Annotated in this window: 9 protein-coding genes and 1 riboswitch; of the genes, 1 reads left to right on the top strand and 8 read right to left on the bottom strand. The window is 66.7% G+C overall.

All coding sequences use genetic code 11. The features are described 5' to 3' along the window. Window positions 1–251: 251 nt before the first annotated feature. From ABD848_RS09950 to ABD848_RS09915, 8 genes are all read right to left on the bottom strand, one after another. Window positions 252–890, bottom strand: coding sequence for a Uma2 family endonuclease (locus ABD848_RS09950; protein WP_344970064.1), 639 nt, complete (start codon window positions 888–890; stop codon window positions 252–254). A gap of 132 nt (window positions 891–1,022) precedes the next feature. Beyond that, window positions 1,023–3,911 (bottom strand): aminomethyl-transferring glycine dehydrogenase, encoded by a 2,889-nt coding sequence (gene gcvP, locus ABD848_RS09945; protein WP_344970061.1) that lies wholly within the window; start codon window positions 3,909–3,911, stop codon window positions 1,023–1,025. A 110-nt stretch (window positions 3,912–4,021) separates the two neighbouring features. After that, window positions 4,022–4,109: riboswitch (glycine riboswitch) on the bottom strand. Window positions 4,110–4,447: 338 nt separating this feature from the next. Then, entirely contained in the window at window positions 4,448–5,053 is a 606-nt protein-coding gene (locus ABD848_RS09940) for a MerR family transcriptional regulator (protein ID WP_344970058.1), read from the bottom strand. 769 nt (window positions 5,054–5,822) lie between these two features. After that, window positions 5,823–6,293, bottom strand: a complete 471-nt coding sequence (locus tag ABD848_RS09935; RefSeq protein WP_344970056.1) for a bifunctional nuclease family protein — start codon at window positions 6,291–6,293, stop codon at window positions 5,823–5,825. Between the two features lie 274 nt (window positions 6,294–6,567). Beyond that, window positions 6,568–7,113 carry an FHA domain-containing protein gene (locus ABD848_RS09930; protein ID WP_344970054.1) on the bottom strand — a complete coding sequence of 182 codons (546 nt, stop codon included), beginning with the start codon at window positions 7,111–7,113 and terminating at the stop codon, window positions 6,568–6,570. Between the two features lie 407 nt (window positions 7,114–7,520). Next, window positions 7,521–10,019, bottom strand: a complete 2,499-nt coding sequence (locus tag ABD848_RS09925; RefSeq protein ID WP_344970051.1) for a mannose-1-phosphate guanyltransferase — start codon at window positions 10,017–10,019, stop codon at window positions 7,521–7,523. 55 nt (window positions 10,020–10,074) lie between these two features. Then, window positions 10,075–10,836 carry a CDP-alcohol phosphatidyltransferase family protein gene (locus ABD848_RS09920; RefSeq protein WP_344970049.1) on the bottom strand — a complete coding sequence of 254 codons (762 nt, stop codon included), beginning with the start codon at window positions 10,834–10,836 and terminating at the stop codon, window positions 10,075–10,077. 191 nt (window positions 10,837–11,027) lie between these two features. Further along, entirely contained in the window at window positions 11,028–11,744 is a 717-nt protein-coding gene (locus tag ABD848_RS09915; protein WP_344970046.1) for a gamma-glutamyl-gamma-aminobutyrate hydrolase family protein, read from the bottom strand. Between the two features lie 520 nt (window positions 11,745–12,264). Here ABD848_RS09915 and ABD848_RS09910 point away from each other — a divergent pair. Next, a complete protein-coding gene (locus ABD848_RS09910) occupies window positions 12,265–13,497 on the top strand; it encodes a globin domain-containing protein (protein WP_344970043.1) in 1,233 nt (410 codons plus the stop codon). Window positions 13,498–13,586 lie beyond the last annotated feature (89 nt).

Genomic DNA, 13,586 nt, shown 5'->3' with positions numbered 1-13,586 from the left:
GGGGACCGTCGCGCCTGTGCCGCCGGCCCCGCACGGGTGCCTTCCTTCGGAGGTTAGCCGGTGCGTTGTGCTGTGAGGGTGCGGCACCCCCTGGGGACGCGAAGCGTTAACCACACCCATCACCTTTACGATGTAGATTATTAAAGGGGTACACGGCGCCGGGCCGCCAACGGATCGAGAGCGCGACGAAACGGCTCGGCTCCGGGACGGAACCGGCCCAGAGCCGAGCCGCTGTACAGACCCGGCGCCGCCTAGTAGGCGTGGAAACCCTTGGTCTCCAGCCCGAACTCGAACGGCTCGGGGATGGAAATCTCAGCACCGAAGCGCAGACTCACCGAGTCCTGGTAGTCGTCACCCTTGGGGCCAGCGAAAACCGTTGTACGCTGCTGCAATGGATCGACCAGCAGATAGACGGCGATCCCCGCGGTTGCGTAGACCCGGCGCTTGTCCTCTCGGTCGCGTTGAGCGCTCCCCCGCGAGACCACTTCGGCTGCCAGCAACACGTCGTCTGGGAGGACCCAACTTTCCTCGGTTTCCAGAGCCCCTTCCGCTGCCAGGAAAAAATCCGGGATCACGCTTCTCCCGGAGTCCGGCATCCGGATCTCCAGTTGGGTCTCGTAGTCGATCCCCTCTGGCATATGGGGGGTGAACTGGCGCTGCAACTCGCGAACATTACGTCCGTGCAGCCCGATAGGGGTAGGCGACAAGATGATGGTCTCTCCGTCCAGGCTCTCGGCCCGCCAGCGCTTGCTCTCAGGAAGGCTGTCCAACATCGCGAACAGCTCCTTCGACTGCTCGGCGACGTCTTCGCGCGAGTGCTTGGAAGCGTCACCATCCCGCACTGGCTCAGGGGCGAGCATCGTCATCTGCGGCTCCTCACGTTCAGACACTGACCATCACCCCTTGTCATGAGCCGACGACAACTGGCCTGATTCCCTCATTCGACCCTACCGACCGGCAGCGACGCCGGCCTCCCGCACCGGAGGCGGCGTCGCCGATCGACCACGTCAACCACCAGCGCCCTACTCGCCGAAGGCCTCCGGCGGCGGGCAGGCGCACACCAGGTGGCGGTCGCCGTACGCCTGGTCGATGCGCCCCACCGGCGACCAGTACTTGGTCAGCAGCAGACTGGACACCGGGTAACCGGCCTCGCTACGACTGTAGGAGTGCTTCCAGTCGTCGGCGGTCAGCGCCTCAGCCGTGTGGGGGGCATTGCGCAGCGGGTTGTCCTCGCGGTCGTAGGTGCCGTCGGCGACCCGGTCGATCTCGCCGCGGATAGCGATCATCGCCTCGATGAAACGGTCGATCTCGGCCAGGTCCTCACTCTCGGTGGGCTCGACCATGAGCGTGCCGGGCACCGGGAAGGACATGGTCGGCGCGTGCAGCCCGTAGTCGATGAGCCGCTTGGCGATGTCCTCGTTGCTGATACCAGTGCGCTTGGCCAGCTCGCGGATGTCGAGGATGCACTCGTGGGCCACCAGGCCGTGGGAGCCGGTGTAGAGCACCGGATAGTAGGGCGCCAGCCGGGTGGCGATGTAGTTGGCGTTAAGCACAGCCAACTCGGTGGCGTCGCGCAGCCCCTGCTCCCCCATCATGCGGATGTAGGCCCACGAGATCGGCAGGATGCCGGCGGAGCCGAAGGGCGCCGCCGCGACCGGCCCGACCCCGGTGTGGGGGCCGGCCTCGGGCTGGCTGGGGTGGTTGGGCAAAAAGCCCGCCAGGTGGGCGCGCGCCGCGACCGGCCCCACGCCGGGTCCCCCGCCACCGTGCGGGATGCAAAACGTCTTGTGCAGGTTGAGGTGGCTGACGTCGGCGCCGAACTCGCCGAGCTTGGCCCAGCCCAGCAGGGCGTTGAGGTTGGCCCCGTCGACGTAGACCTGACCTCCGGCGTCGTGGACCATCTGGCACACCTCGGTGATGGTGTCCTCGTAGACGCCGTTAGTGGAGGGGTAGGTGACCATGAGCGCGGCGAGGGTGTCGCGGTGCTGCTCGATCTTGGCGCGCAGGTCGTCGAGGTCGATGTCGCCGCCCTCGCCGGTGGCGACAACGCGCACCCGCATGCCGGCCATGACCGCGCTGGCGGCGTTGGTGCCGTGGGCCGAGCCAGGGATGAGGCACACGTCGCGCTGGTCGTCGCCGCGGTCGCGGTGGTAGCCGCGGATCGCCAGCAGCCCGGACAGCTCGCCCTGCGAGCCGGCGTTGGGTTGCAGTGACACCGCATCGTAGCCGGTGAGTTCGGCCAGCCAGGTCTCCAGTTCGCGGATGAGCGCAACCGTCCCGTTGGCCTGGTCCAGCGGGGCGAAGGGGTGCAGGTCGGCGAACTCGGGCCAGGTGATGGGCTCCATTTCGGCGGTGGCGTTGAGCTTCATGGTGCACGAGCCCAGCGGGATCATCGTGCGGTCCAGCGCCAAGTCGACGTCGGCCAGCCGGCGCATGTAGCGCAGCAGCGAGGTCTCGCTGCGGTGGGAGGTGAACACGGGGTGAGTGAGGTAGTCGACCTGGCGGCGCAGCACCTCAGGCAGCGCCGAGCCAGCCGCCGGCTCTTCGGTGGGCTCGGCAGAGCCACCGAAAGCCCGCAGGACCAGGCCAATGTGCTCGCGGGTGGTCGTTTCGTCGCAGGAGATGCCGACGGTGTCGTCGTCGACCCGCAGCAGATTCACCCCCAACGAGCGGGCCGCCTCGACACAGGCGGCGGCGCGCCCGGGCACCCGCACGCGCACCGTGTCGAAAAAGGTGTCACTGACGGTGGACAGGCCCAGGGAGCGCAGCCCTTGAGCCAGCGCAGTGGCGTGGCCGTGGACACGCTCGGCGATGGCGCGCAGGCCGTAGGGCCCATGGTAGACCGCGTACATGCCGGCCATCACGGCCAGCAGCACCTGGGCGGTGCAGATGTTACTGGTGGCCTTCTCGCGGCGGATGTGCTGTTCCCGGGTTTGCAGGGCGAGCCGGTAGGCGGGACGGCCCGCGCTGTCGACCGACACTCCCACCAAACGGCCGGGAAGTTGGCGTTGCAGCCCCTCGCGCACGGCCATGTAGCCGGCATGGGGGCCACCGAAGCCCATGGGCACGCCGAAGCGCTGCGTGGAGCCCACCGCGATGTCGGCACCCAGGTCGCCGGGGCTGCGCAGCATCGTCAACCCCAGGATGTCGGCGGCGACGATGGCCAAAGCACCGTGCTGGTGCGCCTGCTCGATGGCGGGACTCGGGTCGCGCACGGCTCCGCTGGCGCCGGGGTACTGCATCAGCACGCCGAAGATGTCGCCCTCGGGGAGACCCTCGCTGAGGTCGGCGACGACGATGTCGATACCGAGCGGCTCGGCGCGGGTGCGCAGGACGGCCAGTGTTTGGGGGAAGACGTCGGCGTCGACGAGGAAGGTGGTGCTGTTGCTCTTGACGGAGCGGCGGGCCAGGGTCATAGCCTCTGCTGCGGCGGTGGCCTCATCCAGCAGCGAAGAGCCGGAGACGGCCAGGCCGGTCAGGTCGGAGACCATGGTCTGGAAGTTGAGGAGCGCCTCAAGGCGGCCTTGGGAGATCTCGGGCTGGTAGGGGGTGTAGGCGGTGTACCAGGCCGGGTTTTCCAAAATGTTGCGCAGGATGACCGGCGGGGTCACGGTGTTGTAGTAGCCCTGACCGATCATCGAGGTGAGAACGGTATTACGGCCAGCGAGCGCACGCAATTGCGCCAGCGTCTCCGTCTCGCTAGCAGCCTCAGGAAGGTGCAGCGATGCCGTGCCCTCGGGACGGATGCTCTCGGGAACGGCGGCAGCCATCAGCTCAGCCGTGGTGCCGTAGCCCACGGTCTTGAGCATCTCGGTGCGTTCGGCAGGGCCGGGGCCGATGTGACGGTCAGCGAAGTCGACCGCTGGAGTCGTCTCCGGCGGAGACGCCGGTGTCGTTGTCTGATCGGGCATGGAGACCTCCTGGTCGCTGAGCCGGTATCCCGGCTGCTTCTCCCTGGTCTCCCCCTCTGTCGCGCACGACGGCGGCGCCGCAGGCGGATGCCGCCCGCTACTCCAGAGTGCCTCTCCACACGGTCCTTTTGCCTGAGAGGTTACTGGGGAGGTTTGCCCCGTCGGCGCCCCGTGAGGGGTCTCTCCCGTGTGGATCAACGGCTCGCTATCGGTCCTTTTTGTTGGGAACACCAGACATACCCGAATTGACAGCCATCATCCAGGCATCTGACATGAAAGTGTCAGGCTCCTCGCATGTTCCCTGTGCTCTCTTCGCACGGTACTCGGTGCCGGGAAACCCGCGCGCATGCGGGCTGCCCTGGAAGAGCTGAGCTGGGCTAGAGCCGCCACAGTGGCGCGGGAAGCAGGTTTTGCGCCACGCCCGACACGGGGGTGAGACAAGGAACACGACCGGCGGTGTGGGGCAGTGGGCGCGCCCGATGGGGTGAGCACGGCCGGGCCGGTCGCTGCGGGGCATCGCAGCGGCGAGAAGCTCCTTACCCCGTCTTGCGCTCGCGGCGACGCCGCGCTAGCTCGTCGGCCGGATGAGGCTCACTCGACAGTGACGATTGCGGAACATCCTCACTGGGGACATCGGCGAGTGAACCTTCAAGCTCGCGCCAGACGTGGCCCAAGGCGATGCCGAACACGCCCTGACCGCCTTGCATCAGGTCAACGACCTCCTCAGAGGACGTGCACTCGTAGACGCTGACTCCGTCGCTCATCAGGGTGATCTGGGCGAGATCAGCGGTTTGTCGCTGCCGTAGGTGGTCGACAGCCGTGCGGATCTGCTGGAGGGATATGCCGGTGTCGAGTAACCGTTTGACGACTTTGAGGATCAGGATGTCACCGAAACTGTAGAGGCGCTGCTCACCAGCGCCCTCACCGGCGGTGACACTGGGCTCTACCAATCCGGTCCGCGCCCAGTAGTCGAGCTGCCGGTAGGTGATCTCGGCCGCCGCACACGCCGTGGGGCTCCGATAACCGACATCCATAGGCAGCGCCACCACGTCCTCTTCACACAGCAGGCCCTGCTCTCCAGCTCGCCGTATCGCCCATCGCCTGTGGTCGGAGGCTTGCTGCTTGCCGCTGGTAACCGCCACGCCGAACCTCCGGCTTCTCGACCCGCGGCGGTGTGACTAGGGGAGATGAGGGCACCGCGGGTTTGTTCGACAAAGACGGTAAGACCGCGGGATGTACAGCGTCAACGACACCACGCGGCGCGTCGCGGAAGCTGTTCCCCTGCCATACGGCGTTGGCGTTACACATCTGGCACGTCGGCGGCCGACGCCCGCGCCGCGTCCGGCGCGCACGGGTGTCCTGGGCGGTACCGACTGCCGTCGGGACCCACCGGTCGGGCCCACGTCCTCGGCTCATGACGGCCATCCACGCTTGGGCGAAACCGCGCGTTGGATCGCGCTTGGAGCGCGTGCGGTTTCCATGGGTGTTTCCTACCACCGCAGCGGGCCGGTAATCGCGGACACACCACTCTTTTAGCTGGTCACGGCGGCACATCCATTGGGGGGTGGGACCGCGGGCGGGAGCAGCGTTTGCCCCGCCCGCGAGCGACCGCCGGTGCCGCGGGGGCGGAGCCCGGTTAGAGGCACGGCGAACAGCGCGCTCAGGTTCCCGGCCGCACAGCACAGCAGGGGCGGCCTGCCCCACCGGTTCGCGGCCCGGTGTAGCCCCGCCCGCCTGTTACAGCGCCGCGTAGTCGCGGGAAGGCACTGCGCACGTGGTGGCACCGTGGCAGGAGAAGTCGGCCATGGGCGACCGCCTAGGTAGCCCTGGGCTGGCGCACCGGCCGGAAACCCCCGGAAAGCGTGGCCATGGGCGGCACCGGATGCGCCACCCATGGCCACGGTCTCGGTCTCAGGTGGTACGCCCGAAATCCTCGGGCGAGATGTTGTTCAGGAACTCCCTGAACTTCTCGACCTCGTCTTCCTGCTCGTCGGGGATGGGCACCCCGGCCTCGTCGACGACGTCCTCACGCGCGTAGATCGGGGCCCCGGTGCGCAAGGCGAGAGCGATGGAATCGGACGGCCGGGCACTGACTTCAATGCCGTTGGAGAACACCAACTCGGCGTAGAAGATGCCATCGTTGATCGCGGTGATGTTGACAGTGCTCAGGGTTGCGTCGAGCGCGTCGAGGACATCTCGGAAAAGATCGTGTGTAAGCGGCCGGGCAGGGATCACCCCCTGCTGGGCCAAGGCGATGGCCGTGGCCTCGACAGCGCCGATCCAGATGGGGAGGTAGCGCTCCCCATCAGCCTCTTTGAGCAGGACAATCGGCTGATTCGAGGGCATCTCGACCCGGACGCCGATAACCTCCATATGCTTCACTGCGGCTCCGTCCCACGACTCGTCGTGCCGGAGGGGCACTCGCCATGCTGTGCTCTGCTCCCTCTCTCACGGTACACCGCCCAGGTGCGATGGTGTCGAAGGAGGAGTCGACTCCCGTTCCGCGAAAAAACGTTGAAATTGCCCAAAACTTTTCACAATCGGACATGGGAGGTCTGTCCCGTCTTGCGCCATCGGTGGCGGTCTTCCCTACAAAGCTCTCCGGCACGGCCGCGGCGCAAACCTGCGCATAAGGACACCACCCTGTGACCGCGTCTCAGCCACGCCGTGGATTGGTCAGCAGTACCAGACGGAACTTACCGATCTGCACTTCGTCACCGCCGTGGAGCTCGGCTTCGTCGATGCGTTCCCGGTTGACGTAGGTACCGTTGAGGCTACCGACGTCGCGAACCCCAAAGGAGGAATCGCGCCGGAAGAACTCCACGTGACGGCGCGAAACCGTGACGTCGTCAAGGAAGATGTCGCTGTTGGGGTGGCGCCCGGCCGTCGTCAGATCGCTATCGAGCAGGAACCTGCTTCCGGCGTTAGGTCCGCGTTTGACCACGAGCAGGGCGGTACCGGCGGGCAGCGCTTCCACCGCCGTGGGATCGGCGGCGACGTCCTCGCCGCCCTCCGTCTCCGATTCGAGCGCCTGAATTCCGGAGATGGAGATCGTTGACGTGGTCTCGCCGACGGAGTCGCGGCGTTCGCGGGACTGCGGAGCCGCCTGTTGGGCCCCGCGGATAGGGGAACCACAGTTGGAGCAGAAACGGGCATCATCCGCAACGGCGTGACCGCACTGCGTGCAGTAAACGCTCGACATGGGTCGGCTCGGCCTCCTACCGCACGGGGCGGTGCTTGATTCGGCTGGTGGTCTTCATGTACACGGCGATCGGGGGAACCGGTCACCGCCGGTGGGGCCAGGAGCGGGAAGCGGTCGCCCGCCGGCCGGCTCCCGTCGGTTCTGACAACGTCTCATCTCCCCATAATCGGCCCCATCCCCCAGCCTTCGCCACCCGGGAATCCTTGCGATCGCGAGGTGGTAGGCGTTGGGGGAACACTCGACTCTAAACCATATCGATGTGATAGCGACGTCCGCGCAATCACGCCCCGCCGCCGGTGCCCATCTGCACCGCTACCCCGATAGCACATACGCCTGTGGGGCGCCCGCGGGCGCCCCACAGGGTGTTACCAGGTTGTGCGGCGCGGTCGAGGTTTCGCCGGGGGAGGTCAGCCCTCCGCGCGCTCGACCACGGCGGCCCACTCCTCCAGCAACCGCTGCGCGGTGTCGGAGTCGGGACCTTCCGCCCAAAGATGGGTGACCGCCTCGGAGGTATCGGGCAGCACGAGGGCCCAACCGCCCGACGGCTCCATGACGCGCACGCCATCGGTGGTGTCGATATCGCGCCCCTCAGCGGCCTCCACAACCTCACGCATGACGCTGCCCTTGACCGCCCATGGGGTGGGCACCGAGCGACGCAGCAGATGCGCTTCAGGGATGCGGTTGTCGATCTGGCTCAACGACAGTTTCGTCCGTGCCACGAGCCCCAGCAGGCGCACGAACGCGGCGATAGCGTCGCTAGTGCGGGAGAACTCCGGCAAAACGAAGCCACCACGCCCGTCAGCGGCGAAGATGATGTCTTCGGCCATGGCCGCCTTAGTCAGCTCGTCAGTGGCTGTGGGCGTCCACTGCACCTCCACGCCGTGGAAGTTGGCCACCTGCTCGGCCACCCGCGTCGTGGTCACCGGCAGCGCCACCCGCCCGGTGCGGCGCTCGGCGGCGATGAGGTCGAGCACCACCAGCAGGGCCCGCTCGTTGTCGACGAGCTCTCCGTTTTCGTCCACGATGGACAGCCGCTCGGCCACCGGATCGAACCGCACCCCGAAGTCGGCGCGCGAGGACGACACCAACTCCCCCAGCCGTTGCAGGTCGCGCATCTGCTTGGCGAGGGTGTCGGTGGGGGAAGCCTCGTCGAGGCGGCCGTTGACCGTGAGGACATCAGCCCCGATCCGGCCCAACAGCGCGGGCAGGATCAGCGAACCGGTCCCTCCGGCACAGTCGACTACGACCTTGAGACCACTCTCGGCGACACTGGAGGTGTCGATGCGTTTAAGCAGATCGTGGGCGTAATTCTCGATACCGCGGGAGGGGAAGGACAGTTCGGCGATCTCGCCGGGGAAGGCGCGGCGGAACTCGGCGCGGGAGAAAACGCGCTCCAGCTTGCGCTGGGCCGCCGGCGAGAGGTCGGCTCCCCGCTCATCCAGGAAGACGATGTCGACCGACTGGGGATCTCCCGGCGATGTCCGCAGCGCGATCCCGCCGCCCACGCCGCTTTGTGAGGTGTGGAAGCGCGCCACCGGCAGGGGCACGGCCTCCAGGTCCTGCACATCGATGGCGCTGGCGGTGAGAGCGCTGATAACGGCCCGCTTGAGGGTGCGCGCCGCCCGGGAGGCGTCGCGCGAGGTGCCCACGACCGTGCCCTTCTTGAGGGTGGTGGCGTAGGCGCTGGCCAGCCGCACCGCCAGTTCCGGGGTGATCTCCACGTTGATCAGCCCCGACACGCCTCTGGGGCCGAACAGCGAGCGCTGCCCGCGCGACTCCCAGATGACGTTGGTGTTGACGACCGCTCCGGCCTCGATGGTTTTGAACGGGTAGACCTTGATGTCGTTGGCGAGGTAGGCCTCGGACTCGATGACGCTTTCCTCGCCGACGACCGTGCCCTCTTCGATCCGGGCGCGCGACATCACGTCGGTGTTCTTACCGATCACACAACCGCGCAGGTTGGTGCTGGAACCGATGTAGACGTTGTCGTGGATCACGGCCCGGTGCAAGAAAGCGTCGGAGCGGACCACGACGTTGCTGCCGAGCACGGTGAACTCGCGCAGCTCCGCCCCGGCCTCGACCTTGGCGTAGTCGCCGATGAACAGCGGACCCCGCAAGATGGCCTCGGGGTCGACCTCGGCGCCTTCGGCCACCCACACGCCCGGTGACATCTCGAAGCCGTCGATCTCAGCGTCGATCTTGCCCGAGAGCACGTCGGCTTGGGCGCGCAAGTAGCTCTCGTGGGTACCGACGTCCTCCCAGTAGCCGTCGGCGACGTAACCGTAGAGGGGAGCCCCTTCCTTGAGCAACTCGGGGAAGACGTCGCCGGACCAGTCGACGACCTCGTTCTCGGCCACCCGCTCCAAGACGTCGGGCTCCATGATGTAGATGCCGGTGTTGACGGTGTCGGAGAAGACTTGACCCCAGGTGGGTTTCTCCAGAAAGCGCTGGATGCGCCCGTTGTCATCAACAATGATGATGCCGAACTCCAGCGGGTTGGCTACCCGCTTGAGCCCGATCGTCACTTTGGCACCATTCTCCCGGTGGAACCGCACCATGTCGGTGAGGTCGATATCGGTGAGCGCATCGCCGGATATGACGATGAAGGGTTCGCCCTTGAGATGGTGTTCGGCGTTCTTGACACTGCCGGCTGTACCGAGCGGGACCTCTTCGGCGACGTAGTGCAGGTTCATGCCGAGTTCCTCACCATCACCGAAATAGTTTCGGATCATTGTGGCGAGGAATTGCACGGTCACGACCGTGTCGTCGAAGCCGTGCCGCTTAAGAAGTCGCAGCACATGCTCCATGATTGGCCGATTGACCACCGGCAACAGTGGTTTGGGCTGGTTCGCCGTCATTGGACGCAGTCGGGTGCCCGCTCCTCCGGCCATCAGGACTGCTTTCATCTGGGCCACCCCCAGGCCCCGGTTCTCGCTCGGCGAAACGCCCTTAGGCGTGGTCTCATGGTGGGGATGTCGCTCCCTTCCTGTCACTGGAGGTAGGACCGGATCTTCCGGTGCGGCGCCCCTGGGGGTCCTTGCCCACCCGGTCTTTGTCAAGCGCCGTGGGATCTTCTGCCGTTGCCGCCGAGCGCCTCACGGACGAAGAACTCGCCGCGGTGGTGCGATCGGCGTGTCGGGATTGCCTGATCAGACGCAACCCCTGAACTGCATACAGCAATCCGGCCCACCAGTAGATAGCCGTTCCCCAGATGGCGAAAGCCCAACCTACGACTTGTGCCACATTGCCGACTATTCCCCCATATCCGGCTAGGAATAGCAGGGGGAAAGAGTAGAGCAGGCACGTCGTGGCGACTTTGCCCGCGAAATTGACTGGTAGTGGCCCGTAACCGTAATGGCGCAGAATGGGCAGAGCGAGCGCGATCAGCGCATCACGCAGGACCAACAACGCCATGAGCCACCACGGGATCATGTCTCGCACGAGGAGGCCAAGCAGCGCGGCGAAGATGTAGAGCCGGTCCGCCAGTGGATCGAGCAGCATGCCGATACGGCTCGTCTGGTTCCAGGCGCGCGCGATCTTGCCGTCGAGCCAGTCGGACAGGCCGGCGAAGGCTAGGACGGCCAACGCCCACCAGTCGGCCTGTGGCACAAGAACCAGCCACAGGAACAACGGGACCCCGAGCAGGCGCAGGACACTCAGCAAGTTCGGGATTGTCCAGATGCGGTTACCTGCGGAGTCATCCCCTTTCGCTTGGATCGCCACCCCACCTCCCTGTGCCCGTTGTCGAGCCTACCCACTGCAACGCCAACGCGGGGGTAAGGATGGCGCGTGTTTTTTGCTGCCCCAAAACCTGACAGGCGGGACGATTTCCCACGGCAGCCTAGTCGGGGTGGGCACTGACCACCTGTCGAGGTCGGCGTGCCGCGCCGTAGCCAGCGGGGGGAGGCGGTCGGCTAGGAGTGGGACGCGCCGGCCTTGTTCGCGGCGGAGACGAGAGCGGTGAAGAGGCTGCGATCCTGCCCCTCCTCCGGGTGCCACTGGATACCTAGGCCAAAGGGGTGGCCGGTGACCTCGACGGCCTCTACCGAGTTGTCCGCGGCCCAGGCCACGGGGCTCAGGCTGCTGCCCAAGCGGTTGAAGCCCTGGGTGTGGGATTCCCGGACCGTGGCCTGGTCGCCAAGAACCTCGCCGAGCCTGCTGGTGAGGCTGACCGAAAGGTCGGCGGTGGTGAGTTTGGCCGACTCCGAGGCGTGGCGCTCGTGCCCGACGGTCTCGGGCAGATACTGCACCAGCGAGCCCCCGGTGGCGACGTTGAGGACGTGGGCCCCTCGCGCGATCGCCAGGAAGGGCAGGCCGGCCTCGACGACCGCCTTGGCCAATGCGATCTCGAAGCGGTCGCGGCGCGCATCGGGCGTGGTGGTGCGCGCATGGGACGACTCGTTGTACAGCGCGGGATCGAGATGGGGGCCGTCGCTGAAGATGATGCCGTCGAAACGCGCCACGAGATCGGGCACCGAACTGGGGTGGGTGGGAGCGAGGATCGCTGGGAGTCCGCCGGCGCGGTCGACTTCGCGCAGGTAGGAGCTGGCCAGGACCGCGGCCTCGCGTACCGACATGGCCCAACGGGCGGGTTCGAGGTAGCTCGTGATCCCGATGAGTGGTGGGGGCATGCGTCCTCCTCGTGTTCCGGCGAGTGCGAGGCCCGGAAGACGGCGGACCCTATCGCGCCATCGGACACGATGAGCGGTTCATGCGTGTCGCCGTTGCTGAGCCGCTAGCGACATTAACAACAGTTCGGACTACTTGTCGCATTACGCGCCACTCGTCCGATAAGGGAGGTCAACAGCACCGTGACGGCAGGTCCAACCGTGGCCTGCGGACACGGTGTGACTTCCTGGGCCACCCCCTGGCATCGTCGCAGGAGAGCACGGAAAGGCACGGCACGACACCGATCGCGCTCAAGCGCGGGAATACCGCTCCCGCCTCTCCGTCACCTCCTCTTCGTTAGGAAAAGTCCGCATTTTCTGGAATCGGTTGTTGACTGGCTGTGAGGCTGCCAGACTTCAGCGGACGAAGATCCTGAGTGTGAGCTGAGAGATCTAGTGCGCACGGCACTGCGTTCGATCGGCACGCCTACGGGGAGGAGTGGCGGTCTGGCCGCCAAGCGATCCGAGGGGGACGAGCCCGTTCATGCCGTTGAACTCACGCCTCATCGAAGAGACCTTCGCCTACATCGACAACGATCGGGAGCGGGCGATCGGTTACTTCTACGGCCGGCTTTTCGCCGCCAACCCCGGGGTGAGGTCGATGTTCCCACCAGCGATGGATGTCCAACGCGACCGGCTGTTCACGGCTTTGACCGCGATCGTGCGCAATCTGGACAACGCCGAAACGCTGAATTCGTTTCTGAGCCACCTGGGGCGCGACCACCGCAAGTTCGGGGTGGAGCCGCACCACTACGAGGCTGTGGGCTCGGCGCTAGTGGCTACGCTACGCCGCTTCGCCGCCCCGGCGTGGAGCCAGGAGGCCGAGCGGGCATGGCTGGCGGCCTACCAGTTGGCCGCGCGCATGATGATCGAGGCCGCTGAGGAGCACTCGGCGTGGGCGCCACCGTGGTGGCACGCCGATGTCATCGGGCTCGAACGCCCGCAGCGCCACCTGGCACGGCTGACGCTGCGGCCCAACCAGGGGTACAGCTACCTGCCGGGCCAGTACCTGATGCTGCAAGCGGCCCGCTGGCCACGGGTGTGGCGCCCCTATTCCATCGCCAACGCCCCCCAAAGCGACAACCTGCTGCATCTGCTGGTACGCGCCGTGCCGGGCGGTTGGGTCAGCGGCGCGCTAGTCCACCACACGCGGCTGGGTGACAGCGTGCTGCTAGGCCCGCCGTTGGGATCGATGGTCTTGGACGCCGCCTCCGATCGGCCGCTGGTGTGCGTGGCGGGGGGCACGGGCATCGCGCCGCTCAAGGCGATCATCGAGCAGGTCGCGAGCCTGCCTCGCCGCCGTCCGGTGACGCTGTTCTACGGGGCTGCTCACAGCGGCGACCTCACCGAAAAGCCCACTCTTGACCGACTCCAAAGCGCCAACCCGTGGCTGCGGGTGGTCTCGGTGCTGGAGTCGACGGCTGCGACCGACTCCTCCCCCGGTGCCGCGGCGCTCTCCGGCGACGTGCGGTGTGGCCGGGTTCCCGACGCGATCGCCGCTTTCGGCCCATTCCACGAGCACGACGCCTACGTGTGCGGTCCCCCGGCGATGATGCGCAGCGCTATCACCCAACTGCGAGCCGCCGGGGTGCGGCGCTCGCGCATCTTCCACGATCTGCTCCCCGACGAAGACGGCGGCTACCTCCGTAGCGCCGAGGCCGACGAAGGGGCGGGCACGGGGTCTGCCCATGGCCGGTTGGACCGCTCCCCGCTGTGAGTCACAGGGCCGCCCCGGCGGCCTGGCGGCTTCTTTATTCTTGTTGAGCCGAAGGTGGGAAGGTACGGGCGACGGAAACCCTCCGTGCC

This window comes from Salinactinospora qingdaonensis (assembly GCF_039539445.1).
Classification (GTDB): Bacteria; Actinomycetota; Actinomycetes; order Streptosporangiales; family Streptosporangiaceae; genus Salinactinospora; species Salinactinospora qingdaonensis.
The sequence above is the reverse complement of the archived record's forward strand: the minus strand, read 5'-3'. Positions and strand labels throughout refer to the sequence as shown.